Consider the following 21,895-nt stretch of genomic DNA (forward strand, 5'->3'; position numbering starts at 1 on the left):
CCGCGTGACGGGGGCGGCAACGTCCTCCGGCCGGTCCGCTCTTCCCGTGGCAGGGTCGGCGGCGAGCGCGGGAGAGGGAGGGGTGCCGTGGACCTCGAGGAGGTCGCCGGGGAGCTCTACGCCCTGCCGCCCGGGAGCTTCGTCGCCGCCCGCACCGAGGCCGCGCGCCGGGCCCGCGCCGCCGGGGACCGCCTGCTCGCGCGGGAGATCGGCGCGCTCGGCAAGCCCTCGACCGCGGCGTGGGCCTGCAACGCCCTCGTCCGGGAGGCGCCCGACGAGATCGCCGGGCTGGTCGAGCTCGGCGACCTGCTGCGCGAGGCCCAGCAGACGCTGGCCGGCGACGACCTGCGGCAGCTGGGCACCCAGCGCTCCCGGCTGCTCGCCGCGCTCACCCGTCAGGCCCGGGCGGTCGCCGCGCGGCGGGGGCACCCGCTCAGCGACGCCGTCGCCGACCAGGTCGAGGAGACGCTGCGGGCGGCGCTGGCCGATCCGGACGCCGGCGAGGCGCTGCTGGCGGGCCGGCTGACCGCGCCGCTGTCCATCCGCGGCACGGGCTTCGGCAGCCGCCCCGACCTGCGGGTCGTGCCGCCGCCGCGCCCCGGGCGCACGGCGACGGCGCCCCGGCCCCGGGGGACCGGCCGGGAGGACGCCGCCCGCCGGGCGGCGGAGGAGCGGCGGCGGGCCGCGCAGGAGCGCCGGGAGCACGAGCTGGCCGCCGCCCGCGGGGAGGCGGAGGAGGCCGAGCAGGCCGCCGCGGAGGCGGAGGAGGCCGCCCGGGCCGCCGCCGAGCGGGCCGGGCGGGCCGCCCGCCGGCAGGAGGAGCTCACCGCCCGCGCCGAGGAGCTGGCCGCCGAGCTCGACCGCGTGCGCGGGGAGGCCGCGTCGGCCGAGGCGGAGGCGGCACGGGCCGCCCGGCGCTCGTCGGCGGCCGACCGGGCGGCGGAGCGGGCGGCCGACGACCGCGACCGCGCCGCCGCCCGCGTGACCGAGCTGGAGCAGGCGCCGCTGGAGACGGCCGACTAGCCCATCGTCTTCTGGCCGTCGAGGGACTCCCGCAGGATGTCGGCGTGCCCGGCGTGCTGGGCGGTCTCCGCGACGACGTGCAGGAACACGCGGCGGGCCGAACGCACCGCACCGGGGGCGAACCACGGCGCCTCGGGCAGCGGGTGCGCGGAGTCGAGGTCGACGGTGCGGACCAGCTCGTCGGTGCGGGCGGCGACCTCGTCGTAGTGCGCGAGGACCGACTCCAGCGTCTCACCGGGCTGCAGCCCCCACTGCTCTCCCCACCCCTCCGGCGACTGCTGCAGCGCCGCCGTCCCGCGGACGACGAAGTCGGCCCACGACGCCTCGGTGGAGGCCACGTGCTTGACGATGCCGGCGAGCGTGAGCTCGCTGGCGGTGGTGCGCCGGGTGGCCTGCTCGGTGGTCAGACCCTGCACGGTGAAGCGCAGGAAGTACCGGTGCGCGGCGAGCGTCTCGAGCAGGTCGGCCCGCTCGGCGGTCAGGGCGGGAGCGGCGGGGGCGATCGGAGCGGTCACGGGGTCCTCCGGGGGAGTGGTTCGAACTGGTGAGGACCATGCTCTCGGTAATTGCGGTCAGATCCTGACCGCTGTGTCAGCGAGGATGGGTCCGTGAGCGATCCCGGTGCCCGCACCCTGCGTCTCCTGTCGCTGCTACAGGCGCGCCGCTACTGGTCCGGCGCGGACCTCGCCGGCCGGCTCGGCGTCTCGGTGCGCACGCTGCGCCGCGACGTCGACCGGCTGCGCGAGCTCGGCTATCCCGTGTCGGCCTCCCGCGGCGTCGACGGCGGCTACGCCCTCGCGCCGGGGGCCGCGCTGCCGCCGCTGGTCCTCGACGACGACGAGGCGGTGGCCCTCGCCCTCGGGCTGCAGGCCGCGGCCGGCTCGGCGGTGGCGGGCATGGCCGAGACCTCGGTGCGGGCGCTGGCCAAGGTCGTGCAGGTGATGCCGACGCGGCTGCGGCGGCGGGTCGAGGCGCTGCGCAGCGCGACGGTCTCCGGCTGGGGTCCGGCACCGGCCGCGGTCGCCGTCGACCCCGCCGTCCTGACCACCGTCGCGCTGGCCTGCCGGGACGCCGAACGGACCGCCTTCGGCTACACCCCAGCCGGCCGGGAGCGCACCGAGCGCACCGTGGATCCGCACCGGCTGGTGGCGCTGGGCCGCCGCTGGTACCTCGTCGGCTGGGACCTCGACCGCGGCGACTGGCGGGTGTTCCGGCTTGACCGGCTCGACGCCCCGCGCGGCACCGGTGCCGTCTTCGCCCCGCGCCGGTTACCGGCCGAGGACGCCGCGGCCTACGTGCGCGAGCGGGTCGGCGGTGCGTGGGGGCGGCTCGTGGTGGAGGCGGTGGTGGCCGCGCCCGCGAAGCGGGTGCGCGACCGGATCGGCCCGTGGGCCACGGTGACCGACGACGGAGCCGGCTGCCGGGTGCAGATCGAGGCCGACGACCTCGACTGGGCGGCGGCGGCCCTCGGCCTGACCGGTGCGCCGTTCACCGTGCTGAGCCCGCCGGAGCTCAAGGACCACCTGCGCGACCTCGCCGCCCGGTACGCGGCCGCCGGGGCACCCTGACCGCCCGGGACCCCGGCGGACCGCGGGTCAGGGGGCGGCCGTCTCCTCGGGAGGCGCCTCGGCCGGTGCCTCGGGCGCCGGTGCCTCGGGGGCCGGTGCTTCTGCAGCCGGGACCTCCGGGGCCGGGGCCTCAGGGGCCGGTGCCTCCGGGGCCGGTGCCTCCGGGGCCGGGGCTTCTGGAGCCGGGGCTTCTGGAGCCGGGGCCGGGGCTTCTGGGGCCGGGGCTTCTGGGGCCGGCGCTTCCGGGGCCGGTGCCTCGGGGGCCGGCGCTTCCGGGGCCGGTGCCTCGGGGGCCGGTGCCTCTCGAGTCGGGGCCTCGGGGGCGGGGGCCTCCGGGGCGGGCGCCTCGGGGGCGGGCGCTTCCGAGGCCGGTGCTTCCTGAGGAGGTGCCTCCTCCGCCGGAGCGTCGCCGGCGGGCGGGTCACCGGTGGTCCCGCTGTCCGCGGGCCGCTCGCCCGGCTGTTCCGGGACGCCCGGGCCCGGCGGGTCGGCGTCCGGGGAGCCTCCTGTCCCGGCCCCCGGGTCCGGCGCGGTCGTCGCCCCGGGCTCCCCCTCCGCGGGAGGGCTCCCGCCGTCGGTCGGCGGACCACCGGTACCGGCTGACCCCTCCGCCGGGGACGGATCCGGGACGGACGGTCCGCTCCCGTCGGGGTCCGTGACCGACGGGTCGGCGGACGGTGTGCCGCTGCCCGACGCGGACGTCCCCTGCTCCGTCCCGAGCGCGCGGGCCCGCTCTGCCAGCGCGGGGTCGACCGGCCGGTCGGCGTCGCCGGTGGTGCCCACCGGGCGCGCCTCCACGACGCCGGTCGCCTGGTCGACCACGACGAGGGCGGACACGGGCGTCGGGCTGCTCTCCACCACGACGACCGTGGCGGGCGTGAAACCCGGCCACGGGTCGCCCCGGTACTCCGGCGAGGGGCGGGACGCGGGCGGGTCGAGCGGGTTGCCGCACACGCAACGGACCTGCGGGACACCCGAGTCGTCGACCAGCACCGCGGTCCCGGCCTGCAGCACCGACTGGAAGGGGGTCGCCCGGCCGTCGACGAAGCCGTGGTTGGTGACGGCCGTGTCGAAGCGCAGGACGACGGGCGTCAGCGACGCGAGGTGCTCGCCGATCCCCTCGGTCGGGACGTCCTGCACGTCGGCGAACGCAGCAGCCCGGTCGGGGTGCTCGGCCAGGAACGCGGTCATCGCCGCGACGTCGCACACCTCCTCCCCGCTGCCGCCGTACAGGCCCGGTTCGTCGCCCGTCACCGGGCTGCCGGCGGCCACGACCGGGGTGCCTCCGCCCGCGGTGCCTTCGTCCGGGCTGCCCCCGTCCGGGGTGCCTTCGTCCGGGGTGCCCCCGTCCGGGCTGTCTTCCTCCGGGCTGCCCCCGTCCGGGGTGCCTTCGCCCGGGGTGTACCCGCCCGCGGTGCCCCCGTCCGGGGTGGCCGCCTCCGGCCCCGTGTCGTCCGTCCCGGACGTGGGGTCGCCCGTCTCCCGTGCGGAGTCGTCCGTCCCCCGGGCGGGGTCGTCCGGGCCCGGCGTGGGGGCCCGGTCGGCTCCCGCGGTCCCCGGCGCGGGGTCGGCGGTCCCCGGCGGCGTCTGTCCCGGCATCGGGACGAAGGGGTCCTCGCCGGGGGCGTCGACGGGCTCCAGGGAGACCGGGGTCGCCGCCGGGGCGTCGGAGGCGTCGGAGACCAGCTGCGTCGCGGCCACCCCACCCGCGGTGGCCAGGGCCAGCCCACCGGTCACCAGGGCCGCCACCAGCCTCCGGCGGCGCCCGGACCGCGCGCCCGGCGCAAGGGGACGGTGCCGCCCGGCGTGGGAGGCCGACGGGGACGCGCCGCGGGCGACCCCGGCTCCGGCCGCAGGCACGACCGCCCGCGACGCACCCGCGCCGGCGGTCGGCGGTGCGGGTGGCGCCGACCGGAGCGGGACGGTGTCCGGCGCCCGCACGAGCGCCGCGCGGGCGGCCCGCGCCAGCTCCCCGGCGCTCCGGTGCCGCTGGTCGGGGTCCGCGGCCATGCCGCGCGCCACGACGCCGTCGAGCGCCTCCGGGACGGAGCCGACCACCGCGGAGGGGCGCGGGAGGGGCTCCGCGCCCGGCCCCGTGCCGCGCGGCGGCGGTCGTCCGGTGAGCAGCTCGTACAGGAGGCAGGCCAGCGCGTGCACGTCGACCCGGTGGTCGACGGGCCGGCCGGTCAGGTGCTCGGGGGCGACGTACCCGACGCTGCCGCCACCGGCTCCCGCGAGGCCGAAGCCGGTCAGGTGGCAGTCCGGGCGGGCGCTGTGCCCGGAGAGGAGCACGTCGGACGGCGTGACGTCGCCGTGCACGAGACCGGAGGCGTGGGCGGCGTCGAGCGCGGCCGCGACCTGACCCACGACGTCCACGGCCCGGTCCGGCGGGAGCGGCCCCTCGGCGGCGAGCACCGCGGACAGCGCCCGTCCGTCGACCAGTTGCGTGTCCACGTACAGCCGGCCGTCGATCTCGCCGGCTCCGTGGACGGCGACGACGTGCGGCTCGTCGACCTCCGCGGCGCGCCGGCAGTCACCGAGGAAGCGGTCCCGGAACCGCGCGTCGGCGGTGAGCGCGGGCAGCAGGATCCGGAGGGCGACGGTCCGGTGGCGGGAGGTGTCCCAGGCGCGGTGGACCTCGCCCGTGCGTCCGCGGCCCAGCAGCTCGTCCAGCTCGTAGGGGCCGAAGGTCTGGAGGGGCAGGAGCGCCTCCCGGGAGAGCGGGAGCCGGCACGTCGTTGCGCAGGCTCTCCCGAGTGTCGCCCCGATCCGGCGGGATGCGACGACGTCGTGACGACGCGCGGGGCCGCACGTCGGTCGGTCGCGACCGGATCGCGCACGGTGAGGCGCCACCCGGCGGAGGCCGCTGCCGGACCCCAGCATGGGGGCATGACGGAGTCAGCGGGCCGTGTCGCGGTCGTGACCGGGTCGGAGTCGGGCATCGGACGCGCGGTGGCCGTGGCGCTCGCCGGGCAGGGGTGCGACGTCGGCATCACCTGGTACCGCGACGAGGCGCACGCCCGGGCCACCGCGGACGAGGTGCGCGCGGCGGGGCGGCGCGCGGAGGTGCGGCACGTCGACCTCACCCGGCTGCCGCAGGCCGCCGACGTCGTCGACGACCTCGCCGAGGCGCTCGGCGGCATCGACGTCCTGGTCAACGACGCCGGCACCGGGCACTCGACGCTGCTGTTGGACACCGACTACGAGACCTGGCGCGAGGTGATGGCCACCGACCTCGACGCGGCGTTCCTGTGCCTGCAGCGCGCCGCCCGCCGGATGGTCGCGGCCGGGCGCGGTGGGCGGATCGTGAACGTCACCAGCGTCCACGAGCACCAGCCGAGGGTCGGCGCGGCCGCCTACTGCGCGGCCAAGGGCGGGCTCGGGCTGCTCACCAGGGTGGCGTCGATCGAGCTCGCCGAGTACGGCATCACCGTCAACGCCGTCGCACCGGGGGAGATCTCCACGCCGATGACCGGCCAGGAGGACGAGGACCCGACCGCGCCCGGCCACGAGCGGCCCGGCGTCCCGGTCGGGCGACCCGGCAGCGCGCACGAGGTGGCCGCCGTCGTGGCCTTCCTCGCCTCCCCGGAGGCCTCCTACGTGACCGGCTCCTCCTACGCCGTCGACGGCGGCATGCTGCAGATGGGCCCGATGGCCGGCTCGCACATGACCGGCGACGACTGGCGCCGGCCCTAGCCGAGCAGCTCCAGCAGGCGGGCGCGGTCGGGACCGGGGAGCGGGGACGGCGGGCGCCGGTCGGCGGCGGCCATCCGCCCCTGCACCGCGGGCCGGGCGAGGAGCTCGGCCAGCGGCGCCATGCACAACCGGTACTCGAGCATCGCGCGGAAGAGGTCGGCGTCGTGCATCGCGGCGCCGAGGAAGGCCCCGAGGTCCGGCGGCGGGGGAGGCGCGGGCCGGCCGTCCCGGGCGGCGGCCATCCCGGCCAGCCGGGCCCGGTCCTCGGTCCGCTGCTCGGAGACGAAGGGCCCGGCGGTGCGCTCGGTCTCCTCGTCCCAGGCCACCGCCAGCTCGGCCGGCCGGTCGAGGTGCGCGGCGACGACGCGGCGCAGCAGCGCGGCGTGCAGGAGCCCCACCGACAGCCCACGGCCGGCCGAGGGGTTGGAGCAGGCCCAGGCGTCGCCGACGGTCAGCAGACCGGTGACGACGGGACGGCCGTCGACGACGAGGCGCCGGTGGCTGTCCAGACCGCCGGCCATCGCCATCACCCCGTCCGCCGGCCGGCCGTCGAGCCAGTGTGCCTGCAGCGGGCAGGCCCCGATGACGCGGTCGAAGACCTCCGGGGAGCGCAGCGCCCTGAGCGGCGCGTCACCGCTCTGCCCGAAGACGGTCACCGACCAGGTGTCGTTGTCGCCGTCGAGCGTGAGCACCGAGATGCTGCCCAGCGGGGCGAGCGGCGGACCGAGCGGGGCCGGTCGCCGGGGTCCGGTGAGGTAGCGCGTGTAGTGGACGAACCCCGAGTCCTGCGCGCTGACGGCCGGCGGCCGGGCGCCGACGTCCTCCAGCCAGCCCGCCGAGGGGGTGCGCCGGCCGGTGGCGTCGACGACGAGGTCGGCCCGGACGTCCTCGCCGGCCGTCGTCCGCACCCCGGCGGCGTGCGGGACCCCCTCCAGCGCCGGCGGACCCGGGAGCAGTCCCTCCACCCGGACGCCGCGGCGCACGGTGACCCCGGGCGTGTCCTCGGCCGCGGCGGCCACGGCCGACTCGACCACCGGCCGGCGTCCGGTGACGCCGCGCAGCCGCTCGTCGCCCGGCCGCGGCGCGCGGTCGGTCATCGAGGGCGGCATGGAGGTCAGCCGGTCCACCTCCACGCACCCGGCGTCGACCAGCCGCGTCGTCAGGCCGGGCAGCTCCTCGTCGGCGACGGTGCGGAAGCGGGGGAACAGGGTGTGCGGCTGCCGGAACTGGGCGACGCCGGTCCGGCGCCAGGTGTCCCAGGCCTCGGCCGGGGTGGCCGGGGCGCCGTCGGGATCGGCCTCGAGGACGGTCACGTCGTGCCCGTCGCGCGCCAGCATCATCGCGGCACCGAGCCCCACCACCCCGCCGCCGCACACCACCACCGAGGCCATGTCCGACTCCTCGCGTCCGAGCCCGGCCCCGTGCTCCTGCGGAGCCTCCTCGCGGGCGGTGCGGACCGGGCCGGTCCCGGCGCGCGCGTCCCCGGGCGGTGGCGCGTCGGCACGCAGCGGCGGGCGGGCGTGACCGTCCGGCCGCGGGTCAGTCGACGGAGGTCCGGCGATCGGAGCGACGGGCCGACTTCTGCCGGTAGAGGGCGGCATCGGCCCGGACGAGCACCGCGGCGAGGTCCTCGCCTGGACGGACGGTCGCCGTCCCGGCCGACCACGGGGCGCTCGAGGCGGCGCGCAGGCGCTCCAGCAGCTCGTCGCAGCGCGCGGCGTCGGTGCCGGGCAGGCAGAGGACGAACTCGTCGCCGCCGAGGCGGCCGAGCAGGTCCGAGCGGCGCAGCTCGGCGCCCCACTGCATGGCGAGCGAGCACAGCAGCGCGTCGCCGGCGGAGTGGCCGGCGGTGTCGTTGACGGCCTTGAAGCCGTCGAGGTCGAGCACCGCCACGGTCAGCGGCTCCCTGGTGCGCTGGGCGTGCGCGAGCAGGCGGGCCGACTCGGCCTCCCAGGCGCGACGGTTGGCCACCCCGGTCAGCGGGTCGGTGCCGGCCGCGTGGCGCAGCGCCCCGGACTGCCGGATCTGCGCCTCGGTCAGGACGACGGTGGTCACGACGGCGGCCAGCCACGAGGAGACGAAGCCGGACGGTTCCGCGGCGAGCGCTCCCGCGGTGACGACGGCGACCGCGCCGGCGACCTGCAGCCGGGCCGCGGCCGGCGGCAGCACGTGGCCGGCGAGCAGCCCGAGCGCCACGAGCACCGGGCCGAGGCCGACGACGCCGACCGCGGTGACCGAGCGCCACGCCAGCAGCGCGGTGAGCACGGACAGCAGCGCGAGCGCGGCGTGGACCAGGCCCATCGGCGCGCGGTCGCGCAGGTGCCACAGGGCCGCGGACCCGAGCCCGCCGACCGCCGCGAGCGCGGTGAGCAGGACGACCGGCGTCCGGGGCGCCATCGGCCAGAGGGCACCGGCCGCGCACATGACGGCGGCACACCCGTACAGCAGCGCGAGCAGGCCCAGCCCGCTCCTGCGATCCCCGTGCACCGGCACACCCCCCGTCGCGGACGACATCGTCCCCCATGGCGGGGCCCTGGAGCGCGACGGCGGGCGTCCCCCTCGGAGGGAGGGGTCAGCCGGTGAGTTCGGTGGGCACCGCGATGACGTCGACCATCGCCCCGAGCCGGTACACCGTCACCGGCAGCGGCCGGCCGATCGCCTCGGTGAAGAGCAGCCGCTGCAGGCTCTGCGCCTCGGCCACGGGTGCCCGGCCGGCCTCGAGCACCAGGTCGCCGGCGCGCAGCCCGGCCCGGTCGGCGGGCGACCCGGCGACGACGTCGACCACGCGCAGTCCCCGACGCCGGCCGGTGCGCTCGGCCAGCGGTGCCGGCAGCGGCGCGGGGCTGCTGACCAGGCCGAGGTAGGCGCGGCGCACCCGCCCGTCGCGCACCAGCGCGTCGACGATGCGGCGGGTGGTGGCGTTGACCGGCACGGCCAGGCCCAGGCCCCACCCGGCCACCGCGGTGTTGATGCCGACCACCCGGCTGGCGGAGTCGGCGAGCGCGCCGCCGGAGTTGCCGGGATTGAGCGCGGCGTCGGTCTGGATGACGTCCTCGACCACCCGGGCCGTGCGCCCGTCGCGGGTGGGCAGCGAGCGGCCCAGGCCGCTGACCACGCCGGCGGTCACCGACCCGGCCAGCCCGAGCGGGTTGCCCACGGCGACGACGAGCTGGCCGACCTGCAGCTGTGCGGCGTCGCCGAGGACCGCGGGCTCGGGTGCACCCGTGGTCGCGCGGACGACGGCGAGGTCGGAGAGCGGGTCGGTGCCGACCACCTCGACGGGTGCCTCGCTGCCGTCGGCGAACACCGCGCGGCCGGCGCGCGCCCGCCCGACGACGTGCGCGTTGGTCAGCATCAGCCCGTCGCCGGGGACGACGACCGCGGAGCCGGCGCCGGAGCGGCCGTCGGGGCCGGTCACCTGCAGCGCGGCGACGTGCGCGGTGAGGTCGGCGGCCACCACGGTGACCACCCGGCTGTAGGCGTCCAGGGCGGCGTCGGTGTCCGGTCGGGTCACGGCGCACCTCCTCGAGTGATCACCACGGTGATCTCCACGTGATTACGTTGTTGCGCCGCCCAGTGGACGCCTCGCGGGACCCCGCCGCCACCGTCTCCGTCACGCCGTGGGCGAACGGGTCGGGGAGGTCTCCCGCACAGTCGTGCTCTGCACCCGTGTGTGTGCAGAGCACGACCGTGCCGGTCAGCAGGTGCGGGGGAGGACCGGCGCCCGTAGCGTCGGCCTGCCCGGCGACCGACCGGCACCGAGGAGTGGCGTGCGCACCGACGGCCTGCAGACGGAGGGCGCCGTGGTCGGGCGGACCCTCGGCGTCGAGGAGGAGTTCCACCTCGTCGACCCGGCCACCATGGAGATGACCCCCGGTCCGCGAGCCTCCGCCGCCGCGCTCGCCGGCGACGCGGGGGAGCGGGTGCACCCGGAGATCGCCACCACGCAGCTGGAGATCGCCACCGGGATCTGCACGTCGCTGGAGCAGGTGCGCGCCGAGCTGGTGGCCGCCCGCAGGGAGGCCGCCGCCGCGGCCGAGCGGGACGGACTCCTGCTGCTGCCGGCCTCCACGCACCCGTGGAACTCGTGGCACACCATGCCGGTCACCCCGGGCGAGCGCTACGAGGCGATGGTCGACCGTTGGGCGGGCCTGGCGCGGCAGCAGGATATCTGCGGCTGCCACGTGCACGTCGGCATCCCCGACCTCGACACCGCCGTGGCCGTCCTCGACCGCACCCGTCCCTACATCCCGGTGCTGCTGGCGATGACCTGCAGCTCGCCGTTCCACGACGGCGTGGACACCGGGTACGAGTCCTGGCGCACCCTCTGGTGGACCCGCTTCCCGCACGCCGGCGCGCCCGAGCCGCTGGGCGACGCCGACGGCTACCGCCGGGTCCTCGCCGGGCTGGTCGCCTCCGGCGTGGTGGCCGACGGCTCGCACCTCTACTGGGACGTCCGTCCCTCGGCCCGGCTGCCCACCATCGAGTTCCGGCTGGCCGACGTCTGCACCACCGTCGACGACACCGTCCTGCACGCCGCCCTCGTCCGCTCGCTGGTGCGGGTGCTGGCCGTCCGCGCGCAGCGGGGTGAGCCGGTGCCGGAGCTGCGGCCGGAGCTGCTGCGGGCGGCGCGGTGGCGGGCGGCCCGCTCCGGTCTCACCGGCCCGCTGTTTGACCCCCTGCGCGCCGAGCTGGTCGGCCCCCGGGAGGCGGTGGGCGCGCTGCTGGCCGAGCTGGAGGAGGACCTCATCGAGGCCGGGGAGTGGGACGAGGTGACCGCCCGGGTGCAGGACCTGCTCGGCCGGGGTACGTCGGCGGCGCGGCAGCGGAGCACCTGGCTGCGCACGGGTGACCGCCGGGCGGTCGCCGAGTGGGTCGTCCGCGAGGGGGCGGCCGGGAGGTCGTGATGGACGGCGGCGACACCGGGGGGTCGGGTCGCGGGCGCTCCGCGGGCGCCGGCCGCCTCGGCGCCCGGCCGGGTCCGCAGCCGGCCGGCCCGCCGCTGCCGGCCGGCACGACGACGCTGGACCTGGGCGGCAGGGAGGCCCAGGTCGCCGTGCCCGGAGAGGCGTCGGGCCCGCGGCCGCTGCTGGTCTTCTGCCACGGCGCGGGCGGCACGGCGCAGCAGTCCCTGGCCGCCGTGGGCGACGTCGCCCTGAGCCGTGGGGTCGTCGTCCTCGCGACGTCGTCGGTCGGCGCCACCTGGGACCTGCTGACCGGCGGGCTGGGGCACGACGTCGCCGTCCTCGAGGCCGCGCTCGAGCGGGTTGCCGCCGGCGTGGCGGTCTCGCGCGTCGCGCTCGGCGGCTTCTCCGACGGTGCCTCGTACGCGTTGTCGCTCGGGCTGGCCAACGGCGACCTGTTCGAGGCGCTGCTGGCCTTCTCGCCCGGCTTCACCGCCCCGCCCGGACGCACGGGCCGGCCGCGCGTCTGGATCGCCCACGGCACCGCCGACCGCGTGCTGCCGGTGGACCGCTGCGGCCGCCGGGTCTCCCGGGACCTGGCCGCGGCCGGCTACGACGTCACCTACGACGAGTTCGACGGCGGCCACGTGGTGACACCGGGCCTGGTCACCGCCGCGCTCGACACCTGGCTGACCTGAGCGAGGACCCCCCTGCCCCCCACCGCTCGCAGGCTCGCGGCGGGCCCCTGCAGGGGGGCCATCGGTCCGTTACGCGGTGCGGCGGCCGACGTAGTCGTGCTGCTGCTCCGGGTTGACCTCGTCAGGGTTGTCCGCGTGGTCCTTCGGGCCGCCGGTCTTCGACGCCTCGAAGCCGGGGCCGACCTTCTCCAGGGCGAGGCGGCCGTAGACCTGCTGCTGGGTGGCCACCCGCTGGGAGCGGCCCCGGCCGAGGAAGCTGACCATCCAGTGCAGGACCGTGGTGACCCGGCTCTTGAAGCCGATGATGTAGAAGAGGTGCACCACCAGCCAGATCACCCAGGCGATGAAGCCCTCGAACTTCATCCCCTTGATGTCGGCCACCGCGGAGAACCGCGAGATGGTCGCCATGTTGCCCTTGTCGCGGTAGCGGAAGGCGCCCTTGGGCTCCTTGCCGGCCAGCCGCCGCTGGATCTGCTCGGCGGCGTAACGCCCGCCCTGGATGGCCACCTGGGCGACGCCGGGGTACTTGTCGGGGTGGTTGGCCATGTCGCCGACGACGTGGATCTCGGGGTGACCGGGCAGCGTGAGGTCCGGCTGCACCGAGATGCGTCCGGCCCGGTCGACCTCCGCGCCGGTCCTGTCGCCCAGCAGCCGGCCCAGCGGGGAGGCCTGCACGCCGGCCGCCCAGACCTTGGTGGCCGCGGGGATGCGGCGCTGCTGGCCGTCGGAGTCCTTGACCGTCAGGCCGTCGGGGTCCAGGTCGGTGACCAGGGCGCCCAGCTGGACCTCCACACCCATCTCGTTGAGGTGGCGGCGGGCCTTCTCGCCCAGCTTCGGGCCGAACGGCGGCAGCACCTGCGACGCACCGTCGAGCAGGATGATCCGGGCCTTCTCCGGGTCGATGGTGCGGAAGTCGCGGCGCAGCGTGCGGTGCGCGAGCTCGGCGATCTGCCCGGCCATCTCCACACCGGTGGGGCCGGCGCCGATGACGACGAAGGTCATCAGCCGGTCGACCTCGGCGGGGTCGGTGGCCAGCTCGGCGAGCTCGAAGGCGCCGAAGATGCGCCCGCGCAGCTCCAGGGCGTCGTCGATGCTCTTCATGCCGGGGGCGAACTCGGCGAAGCGGTCGTTGCCGAAGTAGGACTGCCCGGCACCGGCGGCGACGATGAGCTCGTCGTAGGGGTGCAGCGTGGTGCGGCCCAGCACCGTCGAGGTGACGACGCGCGCCTCCACGTCGATGTCGACGACCTCACCGAGGACCACGCGCGCGTTCTTCTGGTGCCGCAGCACCTCGCGGGTGGCGGGGGCGATCTCGCCCTCGGACAGGATGCCGGTGGCCACCTGGTAGAGCAGTGGCTGGAACAGGTGGTGGCCGGTCTTGGCGACGACGGTGATGTCCACGTCGGCGCGGCGCAGCGCCTTGGCGGCGAACAGGCCGCCGAAGCCGGAGCCGACGACCACCACCCGCGGCCGGCCGTTCGGGGAGCTGGCGGTGGGCCCAGGTGATGTCGTCATGATGACTGATCCTCTCCCGTCGGGGGCTGCACTGTCGCCCGGTGGGCCGGTCGGGGACGTGAGACCCGTCACGGCCGCCGTCCGCCGGTGGGCTCGCGGTGTCCGTTCCTGCCCGGTACAACCAGGCCGGTGCCCGTCGTCATCCCCCGGCTCGTACTGGTCCCGGGCTTGGGACTGGACGCGCGCTCGTCCAGGCGGCTGCGCCGGCGGGTGGCCGCCGACGTCGTGCTCCTACCCGGGATGGGGCGGTCTGCACCTGTGCCGTCCCTCGACGAGCTCGCCACCCGGCTGCGCGACCGGCTCGGTCCCGGCCCGGTGGTGCTGGCCGGCCACTCGCAGGGCTGCCAGGTGGTGGCCGCGGCCGCCGTCGACCCGCGGGTGGCCGGCGTCGTCCTGCTCGGCCCGTCGACCGACCCACGGATGCGGGCGCCGTCCCGGCTGGCCGGGTGGTGGCTGCAGACGGCGGTGCACGAGCCCTGGTGGCAGGTGCCGCTGATCCTGGCCCAGTGGCTGACCACGGGGCCGCGGGCGATGCGGGCGCTGTGGCGGGTCGCCGCCCCCGACCGCATCGACGACCGGCTGCGCGCCGTCGGTGTGCCGGTGACCGTCGTCCGCGGCACACGGGACCGGCTCTGCCGCGCCGACTGGGCCGCCGCCGTGGCCGCCGCGGCGCCGGTCGCCGAGGTGGTCGAGGTGCCCGGCGCGGCGCACATGACGGTGCAGACGCACCCGGACGCCGTTGCGGCGGTGCTCCGGACCGCAGTCGGAGCCGCGGCGGTCGCGGATGAGGGGGGACGCGCCTCCGGCGTGTCACCATGACCGCATGGCCTCCACCTCCGCCTCGGCCGGCGCACTGCTGCACCACGTGCGCACCGGTCGCGCGCGGAGCCGGGCCGAGCTGGTCGCGCTGACCGGGGCCTCGCGCAACACCGTCAGCGCCCGCGTGGACGAGCTCATCGCCGCGGGCCTGCTGCAGGAGGGCGGCCGTGGCGGCAGCACCGGCGGACGGCCGCCGACCCTGCTGCAGTTCAACAGCGGTGCCGGCTGCGTGCTCGCCGTCGACCTCGGCGTCACCAGTGCCGACGTCGCGGTCACCGACCTGTCGGCGCAGATCCTGGCCACCGTCGGTCACCCGATCGACATCGCCGACGGCCCCGACGTGGTGCTCGCCGAGGTCGACCGGCTGGCGCAGAAGGCGCTGGCCGAGGCCGGGCTGACCCCGGCCGACGTCTGTGCCGTCGGGGTGGGCGTGCCCGGGCCGGTGGAGTTCTCGACCGGCCGGCCGTCGCACCCGCCGATCATGCCGGGCTGGCACGACCACCCGATCCCGAGCGCCTTCGGCCGCTACGGGTGCCCGGTCTTCGTGGACAACGACGTCAACGTCATGGCGCTCGGGGAGATGGGCGTCGGCGGGTCGGCGCAGGACGTGCTGGTGGTCAAGGTCGGTACCGGCATCGGCTGCGGGGTCATCGTCGACGGCGAGGTGTACCGGGGCGCGCAGGGCAGCGCCGGGGACATCGGGCACATCCACGTGCCGACGCCGGACGGCCGCACCGTGCTGTGCCGCTGCGGCAACGAGAACTGCCTGGAGGCGCTGGCCGGCGGCGGGGCGCTGCTGCGCGACGCCCTCGAGGCCGGGCTGCCGGTGTCGAGCACCCGGCAGGTCATCGAGCTGGCCGCGCAGGGCGACGGCCCGGCGCTGGAGCTCGTCCGGCGGGCGGGCCGCATGATCGGCACGGTGCTGGCCGCGCTGGTCAACTTCTTCAACCCGCACCGCATCGTGATGACCGGTGGGGTCGCCCAGGCGGGAGCACCGCTGCTGGCCGGCATCCGCGAGGCGGTCTACGGCCGCTCCATGCCCCTGGCCGCCCGGGCGCTGGAGATCACCGTCAGCGACGCCCCGGACCTCTCCGGCCGGGTGGGCGCCGCGCTGATGGCCATCCAGGGCTACCTCGACGAGGACTCGGTCCACCAGGCCCTCGCCCGCTGACCAGCGGCTCTGGCCCTGGCCGTGTCGCCGTCCCGGGGACGGGAGGCACGGTCGTCTCTGCCGCCCAGCTGCGGGAGTCGCGCACCCGTCCAGGTATCGGTTCGGTGACGCCGCTCACGGTTGCTTGACCCGCTGTGACTCCGTTCATATGGTCACGGCTGCACAGACTAATGGTCAGCGTTGAGCAGAAGTCCGAGGTGAGGCCATGCGGCCGGCGGAAGCGCCACTGCTGGAGATGCACGGCATCGTCAAGACGTTCCCGGGTGTCCGAGCGCTCGGCGGCGTCGACCTCGACGTCCGCGCGGGGGAGGTGCACTGCCTCCTCGGCCAGAACGGCGCCGGCAAGTCGACCCTGATCAAGGTCCTCGCGGGCGCCCACCAGCCCGACGAGGGCGCCATCACCTGGCGGGGCGAGCAGGTCCGGCTCTCCGACCCGCAGGCCGCGCTGTCGCTGGGCATCGCGACGATCTACCAGGAGCTCGACCTCGTCGCCGGGCTCACCGTCGCCGACAACGTCTTCCTGGGTCGGGAGCAGTCCCGCTTCGGGCTCACCTTCCCCGGCGAGATCAACCGGCGGGCCGCCGCGCTGCTGACCAGGCTCGGCCACCCCGAGATCCGGCCGGGTGCGGAGCTGGGCTCCCTGTCGGCGGCCTCGCAGCAGATGGTCAGCATCGCGCGGGCGCTGTCGCAGGACGCGCGGCTGATCATCATGGACGAGCCCTCCGCCGTCCTCGACAACGAGGAGGTCCAGCGCCTCTTCACCGTCATCCGCGACCTCACCGCCGAGGGCGTCGCGATCGTCTACATCTCCCACCGGCTCGAGGAGATCCGCGAGATCGGTGACCGCATCACCGTCCTCAAGGACGGCCGGACGGTCGCCACCGGGCTCCCCGCGCGCGAGACGCCGACCCGCGAGGTCATCACGCTGATGACCGGCCGGGACATCGAGTACGTCTTCCCCGAGCGCCGCGAGCCGGTGTCCGGCGACCTGCAGCCGCTGCTCGAGGTCGAGGACCTCGGGCTGTACGGCACCTTCTCCGGGGTGTCGTTCACGGTCCGGCCCGGGGAGATCGTCGGGCTGGCCGGGCTCGTGGGCTCGGGCCGCTCGGAGATCCTCGAGACCGTCTACGGCGCGCGCCGGGCCACCTCGGGCCGGGTCCGCGTCGCCGGCCGGCGGCTGCGCCCGGGTGACGTCGGCGCCGCGGTCGCCGCCGGGATGGGCCTCGCGCCCGAGGAGCGCAAGAGCCAGGCGCTGCTGCTCGGTGAGTCCGTGGCCCGCAACATCACCATCTCCAGCCTGGCCCGCTTCTCCCGGGGCGGCCTGCTGTCCGGTGGCGCCGAGCGGGCCGCCGCGCGCGAGCAGGTCCGCTCCCTCGACGTGCGCCCCACCGACGAGACCCGCGAGGTGCGCACCCTCTCCGGCGGCAACCAGCAGAAGGTCGTCCTGGCCCGCTGGCTGCTGCGCGACTGCAAGGTGCTGCTGCTCGACGAGCCCACCCGCGGCGTCGACGTCGGCGCCCGCTCGGAGATCTACGCGCTGGTGCGCGACCTCGCCGACCGCGGGGTCGCCGTCGTCGTCGTCTCCAGCGAGATCCCCGAGGTGCTGGGGCTGGCCGACCGCGTCCTCGTGATCGCGGAGGGGCGGGTGTTGGCCCAGGAACCGGCCGAGGCGCTCGACGAGCACCGGGTGCTCGACCTGGTGATGCAGGGGACGACCACGCACGGCCAAGGCCCGGTACTGCACGACACGACACACCTCGAGAAGGCGCAGCACGAAGGGACCGTGGCATGAGCAGCGACACCAGCAGCGACACCAGTGGCGGCAGCACCACCCTGACGGCGGGAGCGGGGAAGTCCGACACCGGCCGCCAGGAGCGCTCCAGCGGCAGCTTCATGGCCGGGCCGGTGGGTCGCAACCTGGGCCTGGTCGTCGCGCTCGTGATCCTCTGCATCGTCGGCGTGATCACGGCCGGTGACCGCTTCGCCGACGTCGACAACGTCCTGACCATCCTCCGGCTGGCCTCGGTCATCGGCGTGGTCAGCATCGGCATGACCTTCGTGATCATCGGTGGCGGCATCGACCTGTCGGTGGGCGCGCTGGTGGCGCTGGCGTCGGTGTGGGCCACCACCCTGGCCACCCAGCAGCTGGCCGAGGACGTCCACTGGATCGTCATGGTGTTCACGGCGATCGTCGTGGGCGCGGTCGCCGGGCTGGTCAACGGCCTGGTCATCGCCTACGGCAAGCTCGCTGCGTTCATCGCCACGCTGGCGATGCTCGCCGCCGCCCGCGGCCTGGCCGAGATAATCGCCAACCGCCGCACCCAGATCGTCCGGGACAGCGACTTCCTCGCCTTCTTCTCGGGGGACGTCCTGGGGGTCCCGACGCTGGTGCTGATCTTCGCGCTGGTCGCCGCCGCCGGGTGGGTGCTGCTCAACCGCACCACCTTCGGCCGGCGCACCTTCGCCGTCGGCGGCAACGCCGAGGCCGCCCGGCTGGCCGGCATCCGGGTGCAGCGGCACACGGTCAAGCTCTACGTGCTCTCCGGTATCACCTGCGGCATCGCGGCCGTCATGATCATGGCGCGGACGACGACCGGCAGTTCGACGCACGGCGGCCTCTACGAGCTCGACGCGATCGCCGCGGTGGTCATCGGCGGCACGCTGCTCATCGGCGGCCGCGGGACGATCGTCGGCACCGTCCTCGGCGTCCTGATCTTCACGACGCTGGGCAACGTCTTCACGCTCAACAACCTGTCGAGCTCGGCCCAGGCGGTCGCCCGAGGCGTGATCATCATCCTCGCCGTCATGCTGCAGCAGCGCCTGGCCACCGGCGGCTTCAGCTTCCGCCGGCCCTCCTCCGGGGGCTCGGCCGGCGGCCCGGTGCTGACCGGTTCGCCCTCCGGCTCGGTGTCCGGAGGGACCACCGCGGAGGGCGGCCCGGGCGGCGCCCGGCCGACCGCGACCGGCAAGACGCTCTAGTCCCACCTGGACAGCCCGGCGCGCGATGCCGCGCGCCGGCGGCACCACCCACCGGACCTCCCGTCCGGTGGTGTCCCACCCCGGCTCCCGCACAGGGGGCGAGACCCGAGGAGAGCACATGTCTGCAACGAGGCAGCGCCCGTTCCGCCGTCTGCCGTACGCCACGGTCGCCCTGCTCAGCGCAGGCGTGCTCGCGGCCGGCTGCACCAGCAACACCCCGGAGGACACCGGCGGCGGGGGCGGCGGCAACGAGGCGGCGAGCGCCAACGACGAGCCCGGCGAGACCGTCACCATCGGCTTCTCCGCGCCCGCCGCGGACCACGGCTGGATGGCCGGCATCACCGAGGCCGCCCGCGCGGAGGCCGAGAAGTACGAGGACGTCGAGCTCGTGGTCGCGGAGGGCACGAACGACGTCAGCACCCAGATCAGCCAGGTGGAGACGTTCATCAACGACGGCGTCGACGCCATCGTGCTGCTGCCCTTCGACGGTGCCGCGATGACCCCGGTCGCGCTGCAGGCGATGGAGGCCGGGATCCCGGTCATCAACGTCGATCGCCAGTTCGACAGCCCGTTCGCCGCCCGCGCCACCATCCTGGGCGACAACTACGGCATGGGCGTCTCCGCCGGCACCTACGTCTGCGAGCAGCTCGGGGACAACCCGGACGCCGTCGTCGCCGAGATCGCCGGCATCGACTCGCTGCCGCTGACCCAGGAGCGCAGCCAGGGCTTCGCCGACGCGCTGGCCGACTGCGGGCTCAACGTCGACAACCGCGTCGCCGCCGACTTCACCGTCGAGGGCGGCGAGGAGGCGGCCTCCAACCTGCTGCAGGCCGCGCCGCAGATCGACGCCATCTGGAACCACGACGACGACCAGGGCGTCGGCGTCCTGGCCGCCATCCAGAGCGCCGGCCGCGACGAGTTCTTCATGGTCGGCGGTGCCGGCTCGGCCAACGCCATGCGGGCGATCCAGGAGGGCAACTCGGTCCTGCAGGCGACGGTCATCTACCCGTCGACCCAGGGCGCCGACGGCATCGCGCTGGCCCGCCTGGTCGCGCAGGACAAGAACCTGTCCGACGTCGCCTCGCAGGAGGTCCCGCGGCAGATCGTGCTGAACGCGCCGGTCGTGACCGCGGACAACGTCGACCAGTACATCGACAGCGCCTTCGAGTCCTGATCCACCCGGGCGGGGCCGCCGGTCCGCCGGCGGCCCCGCCTCCCTCCCCGAGGAGATCTGAGATGACCTCGCCCGACCGGCCGACCCTCGGGGTGGGCCTGATCGGCTACGCCTTCATGGGCGCGGCGCACTCGCAGGCCTGGCGTACCGCCCCCCACTTCTTCGACCTCCCGCTGCGCCCCGACCTGCGGGTGCTGGCCGGCCGCGACGCCACCCGCGTGGCCGAGGCCGCCGGGAAGCTCGGCTGGGCCGAGACCGAGACCGACTGGCGCCGCGTCGTCGAGCGCGACGACGTGGCCCTCGTCGACGTCTGCACGCCCGGCGACACCCACGCCGAGATCGCCATCGCCGCGCTCGAGGCCGGCAAGCACGTGCTGTGCGAGAAGCCGCTCGCCAACTCCGTCGCCGAGGCCGAGGCGATGACCGAGGCCGCCGCCCGGGCCGCCGCCCGCGGTGTGCGGTCGATGGTGGGCTTCACCTACCGCCGGGTGCCGGCGATCGGCCTGGCCCGCACGCTCGTCGCCGAGGGCCGGCTGGGCCGGATCCGGCACGTGCGCGCGGCCTACCTGCAGGACTGGATCGCCGACCCGTCGGCACCGATGTCGTGGCGGCTGGAGAAGGACAAGGCCGGCTCCGGCGCGCTCGGCGACATCGGGGCGCACGTCGTCGACCTGACGCAGTACATCACCGGCGAGACCGTCACCGGCGTGAGCGCGCTGCTGGAGACCTTCGTCAAGGAGCGCCCGCTGCCGGCGGCTGCCGGGTCGCTGTCCGGCGTCGCCGGGGAGGGCATGGGGCAGGTGACCGTCGACGACGCCGCGGTGTTCCTGGGCCGCTTCTCCGGCGGGGCGGTGGCCACCTTCGAGGCCACCCGCTTCGCGCTGGGCCGCAAGAACGGCATCCGGATCGAGATCAACGGGTCCGAGGGCAGCCTGGCCTTCGACTTCGAGGACATGAACGTCCTGGAGTTCTTCGACGGCACCGATCCCGCCGAGCGCGCCGGCTTCCGGCGGATCATCGTGACCGAGCCCGAGCACCCCTACGTCGCCGCGTGGTGGCCGGCCGGTCACGGCCTGGGCTACGAGCACGGGTTCACCCACCAGGCCGTCGACCTGGTCACCGCGATCGCCAAGGACGAGGACCCGACGCCGTCGTTCGCCGACGGACTGCAGGTCCAGCGCGTCCTGGACGCCGTCGAGCGCAGCGCCGCCGCGGACTCGACGTGGACGCCCGTCTCCGCCTGAACCCCGTCCCCGCCTGAACCCCGTCCCCGCCTGACGACCCGCAGGAGGAACCGCATGCCCCGCCCCGTCACCCTGTTCACCGGCCAGTGGGCCGACCTGCCCTTCGAGGAGATGTGCCGGCTGGCCTCCGAGTGGGGGTACGACGGCCTGGAGATCGCCTGCTGGGGCGACCACCTCGACGTCGTGCGCGCAGCCGAGGACGACGCCTACGTCGCCGACCGCAAGGCACTGCTCGAGAAGTACGGACTGTCGGTCTACGCCATCTCCAACCACCTCAACGGCCAGGCCGTCTGCGACGACCCGATCGACGAGCGGCACCGCGGCATGGTCAACCCCCGCGTGTGGGGCGACGGCGACCCCGAGGGCGTGCGGCAGCGCGCGGCCGAGGAGATGAAGGCGACCGCGCGCGCCGCGGCCAGGCTCGGCGTGAAGACCGTCGTCGGGTTCACCGGGTCGAAGATCTGGAAGACCGTGGCGATGTTCCCGCCGGTGCCCGAGTCGATGATCGAGGACGGCTACCGCGACTTCGCCGACCGGTGGAACCCGATCCTCGACGTCTTCGACGAGGTCGGCGTCCGGTTCGCCCACGAGGTGCACCCGTCGGAGATCGCCTACGACTACTGGACGACGGTCCGCACCATGGAGGCGATCGGGCACCGCGAGGCGTTCGGGCTGAACTGGGACCCGTCGCACTTCGTGTGGCAGGACCTCGACCCCGTGTCGTTCATCTGGGACTTCAAGGACCGGATCTACCACGTGGACTGCAAGGACGCGAAGAAGCAGGTGGGCAACGGCCGCAACGGCCGGATGGGCTCGCACCTCCCGTGGGCCGACCCGCGGCGCGGCTGGGACTTCGTCTCGACCGGCCACGGGGACGTCCCGTGGGAGGCCTGCTTCCGGATGCTCAACACCATCGGCTACGACGGGCCGATCTCGGTGGAGTGGGAGGACGCCGGCATGGACCGCCTGGTCGGGGCCCCCGAGGCTCTCGCCTTCGTCCGCCGGCTGGCGTTCGACCCGCCGGCGGCCGCCTTCGACGCCGCCTTCTCCAGCGGCAACTGAGCCCCGGCCTCGTCGGGACGGGGACTGCGGAGGGCCGGGCGC

18 protein-coding genes are annotated in these 21,895 nt (G+C 76.0%); 12 read left to right on the forward strand and 6 right to left on the reverse strand.

Annotated features, from left to right (window positions below; genetic code table 11):
- Nucleotides 1-87: 87 nt before the first annotated feature.
- Entirely contained in the window at nucleotides 88-1,023 is a 936-nt protein-coding gene (locus tag BM414_RS10810; RefSeq protein ID WP_093579445.1) for a hypothetical protein, read from the forward strand.
- Here BM414_RS10810 and BM414_RS10815 read toward each other — a convergent pair.
- On the reverse strand, nucleotides 1,020-1,538 hold the full coding sequence (locus BM414_RS10815; protein WP_175551541.1) for a DinB family protein: 519 nt from the start codon (nucleotides 1,536-1,538) through the stop codon (nucleotides 1,020-1,022). The genes BM414_RS10810 and BM414_RS10815 overlap by 4 nt on opposite strands.
- 93 nt (nucleotides 1,539-1,631) lie before the next feature.
- Between BM414_RS10815 and BM414_RS10820 the strand changes: the two genes are divergently transcribed.
- Nucleotides 1,632-2,591 (forward strand): helix-turn-helix transcriptional regulator, encoded by a 960-nt coding sequence (locus tag BM414_RS10820; RefSeq protein WP_093579446.1) that lies wholly within the window; start codon nucleotides 1,632-1,634, stop codon nucleotides 2,589-2,591.
- A 27-nt stretch (nucleotides 2,592-2,618) separates the two neighbouring features.
- Here BM414_RS10820 and BM414_RS31340 read toward each other — a convergent pair whose 3' ends face one another.
- On the reverse strand, nucleotides 2,619-5,444 hold the full coding sequence (locus BM414_RS31340; RefSeq protein WP_175551542.1) for a DUF6777 domain-containing protein: 2,826 nt from the start codon (nucleotides 5,442-5,444) through the stop codon (nucleotides 2,619-2,621).
- Nucleotides 5,445-5,480: 36 nt separating this feature from the next.
- On the opposite strand from BM414_RS31340, the gene BM414_RS10830 reads away from it, so the two are divergent.
- Nucleotides 5,481-6,287 (forward strand): SDR family oxidoreductase, encoded by an 807-nt coding sequence (locus BM414_RS10830; RefSeq protein ID WP_093579448.1) that lies wholly within the window; start codon nucleotides 5,481-5,483, stop codon nucleotides 6,285-6,287.
- Here the strand turns inward: BM414_RS10830 and BM414_RS10835 are convergent.
- From BM414_RS10835 to BM414_RS10845, 3 genes are all read right to left on the reverse strand, one after another.
- Entirely contained in the window at nucleotides 6,284-7,678 is a 1,395-nt protein-coding gene (locus BM414_RS10835) for an NAD(P)/FAD-dependent oxidoreductase (RefSeq protein WP_093579449.1), read from the reverse strand. The genes BM414_RS10830 and BM414_RS10835 overlap by 4 nt on opposite strands.
- A gap of 148 nt (nucleotides 7,679-7,826) precedes the next feature.
- Complete coding sequence (locus tag BM414_RS10840; RefSeq protein ID WP_217644665.1) at nucleotides 7,827-8,774, reverse strand: GGDEF domain-containing protein; 948 nt, start codon at nucleotides 8,772-8,774, stop codon at nucleotides 7,827-7,829.
- 85 nt (nucleotides 8,775-8,859) lie between these two features.
- Nucleotides 8,860-9,801, reverse strand: coding sequence for a S1C family serine protease (locus BM414_RS10845; RefSeq protein ID WP_093579451.1), 942 nt, complete (start codon nucleotides 9,799-9,801; stop codon nucleotides 8,860-8,862).
- Between the two features lie 256 nt (nucleotides 9,802-10,057).
- Here BM414_RS10845 and BM414_RS10850 point away from each other — a divergent pair, with 256 nt between their 5' ends.
- Both BM414_RS10850 and BM414_RS10855 read left to right on the forward strand, forming a co-directional pair.
- Entirely contained in the window at nucleotides 10,058-11,194 is a 1,137-nt protein-coding gene (locus BM414_RS10850) for a carboxylate-amine ligase (protein WP_175551543.1), read from the forward strand.
- On the forward strand, nucleotides 11,194-11,889 hold the full coding sequence (locus tag BM414_RS10855; RefSeq protein ID WP_093579453.1) for an alpha/beta hydrolase: 696 nt from the start codon (nucleotides 11,194-11,196) through the stop codon (nucleotides 11,887-11,889). The genes BM414_RS10850 and BM414_RS10855 overlap by 1 nt, the downstream gene beginning before the upstream one ends.
- 69 nt (nucleotides 11,890-11,958) lie before the next feature.
- On the opposite strand, the gene BM414_RS10860 is transcribed toward BM414_RS10855, so the two are convergent.
- Complete coding sequence (locus tag BM414_RS10860; RefSeq protein ID WP_093579454.1) at nucleotides 11,959-13,404, reverse strand: NAD(P)/FAD-dependent oxidoreductase; 1,446 nt, start codon at nucleotides 13,402-13,404, stop codon at nucleotides 11,959-11,961.
- 129 nt (nucleotides 13,405-13,533) lie between these two features.
- Between BM414_RS10860 and BM414_RS10865 the strand changes: the two genes are divergently transcribed.
- The 7 genes from BM414_RS10865 to BM414_RS10895 all read left to right on the forward strand — a co-directional run bounded on the left by BM414_RS10865 (nucleotide 13,534) and on the right by BM414_RS10895 (nucleotide 21,853).
- The gene (locus BM414_RS10865) at nucleotides 13,534-14,223 is read left to right on the forward strand and encodes an alpha/beta fold hydrolase (RefSeq protein WP_175551544.1); all 690 of its coding nucleotides are present in this window, start codon (nucleotides 13,534-13,536) and stop codon (nucleotides 14,221-14,223) included.
- Nucleotides 14,224-14,227: 4 nt separating this feature from the next.
- Nucleotides 14,228-15,394, forward strand: a complete 1,167-nt coding sequence (locus tag BM414_RS10870) for an ROK family protein (RefSeq protein WP_093579456.1) — start codon at nucleotides 14,228-14,230, stop codon at nucleotides 15,392-15,394.
- 205 nt (nucleotides 15,395-15,599) lie between these two features.
- Nucleotides 15,600-17,186 (forward strand): sugar ABC transporter ATP-binding protein, encoded by a 1,587-nt coding sequence (locus BM414_RS10875; protein ID WP_245784636.1) that lies wholly within the window; start codon nucleotides 15,600-15,602, stop codon nucleotides 17,184-17,186.
- A complete protein-coding gene (locus BM414_RS10880; protein ID WP_093579457.1) occupies nucleotides 17,183-18,373 on the forward strand; it encodes an ABC transporter permease in 1,191 nt (396 codons plus the stop codon). Before BM414_RS10875 ends, BM414_RS10880 begins: the two co-directional genes overlap by 4 nt.
- A gap of 118 nt (nucleotides 18,374-18,491) precedes the next feature.
- Nucleotides 18,492-19,547, forward strand: a complete 1,056-nt coding sequence (locus BM414_RS10885; protein ID WP_093579458.1) for a substrate-binding domain-containing protein — start codon at nucleotides 18,492-18,494, stop codon at nucleotides 19,545-19,547.
- A gap of 62 nt (nucleotides 19,548-19,609) precedes the next feature.
- The gene (locus BM414_RS10890; RefSeq protein WP_093579459.1) at nucleotides 19,610-20,791 is read left to right on the forward strand and encodes a Gfo/Idh/MocA family protein; all 1,182 of its coding nucleotides are present in this window, start codon (nucleotides 19,610-19,612) and stop codon (nucleotides 20,789-20,791) included.
- Nucleotides 20,792-20,845: 54 nt separating this feature from the next.
- Entirely contained in the window at nucleotides 20,846-21,853 is a 1,008-nt protein-coding gene (locus tag BM414_RS10895) for a sugar phosphate isomerase/epimerase family protein (protein ID WP_093579460.1), read from the forward strand.
- Nucleotides 21,854-21,895: the final 42 nt, after the last annotated feature.

The organism is Geodermatophilus amargosae, assembly GCF_900116515.1.
GTDB lineage: Bacteria > Actinomycetota > Actinomycetes > Mycobacteriales > Geodermatophilaceae > Geodermatophilus > Geodermatophilus amargosae.

Bases quoted from the DNA above. Each gene is read 5' to 3' on its own strand.
- BM414_RS10855 (WP_093579453.1), top strand. From the start codon at position 11,194: ATGGACGGCGGCGACACCGGGGGGTCGGGTCGCGGGCGCTCCGCGGGC.
- BM414_RS10860 (WP_093579454.1), bottom strand. From the start codon at position 13,404: ATGACGACATCACCTGGGCCCACCGCCAGCTCCCCGAACGGCCGGCCG.
- BM414_RS10890 (WP_093579459.1), top strand. From the start codon at position 19,610: ATGACCTCGCCCGACCGGCCGACCCTCGGGGTGGGCCTGATCGGCTAC.
- BM414_RS10880 (WP_093579457.1), top strand. From the start codon at position 17,183: ATGAGCAGCGACACCAGCAGCGACACCAGTGGCGGCAGCACCACCCTG.
- BM414_RS10895 (WP_093579460.1), top strand. From the start codon at position 20,846: ATGCCCCGCCCCGTCACCCTGTTCACCGGCCAGTGGGCCGACCTGCCC.
- BM414_RS10875 (WP_245784636.1), top strand. From the start codon at position 15,600: ATGCGGCCGGCGGAAGCGCCACTGCTGGAGATGCACGGCATCGTCAAG.
- BM414_RS10885 (WP_093579458.1), top strand. From the start codon at position 18,492: ATGTCTGCAACGAGGCAGCGCCCGTTCCGCCGTCTGCCGTACGCCACG.
- BM414_RS10870 (WP_093579456.1), top strand. From the start codon at position 14,228: ATGGCCTCCACCTCCGCCTCGGCCGGCGCACTGCTGCACCACGTGCGC.
- BM414_RS10835 (WP_093579449.1), bottom strand. From the start codon at position 7,678: ATGGCCTCGGTGGTGGTGTGCGGCGGCGGGGTGGTGGGGCTCGGTGCC.
- BM414_RS10830 (WP_093579448.1), top strand. From the start codon at position 5,481: ATGACGGAGTCAGCGGGCCGTGTCGCGGTCGTGACCGGGTCGGAGTCG.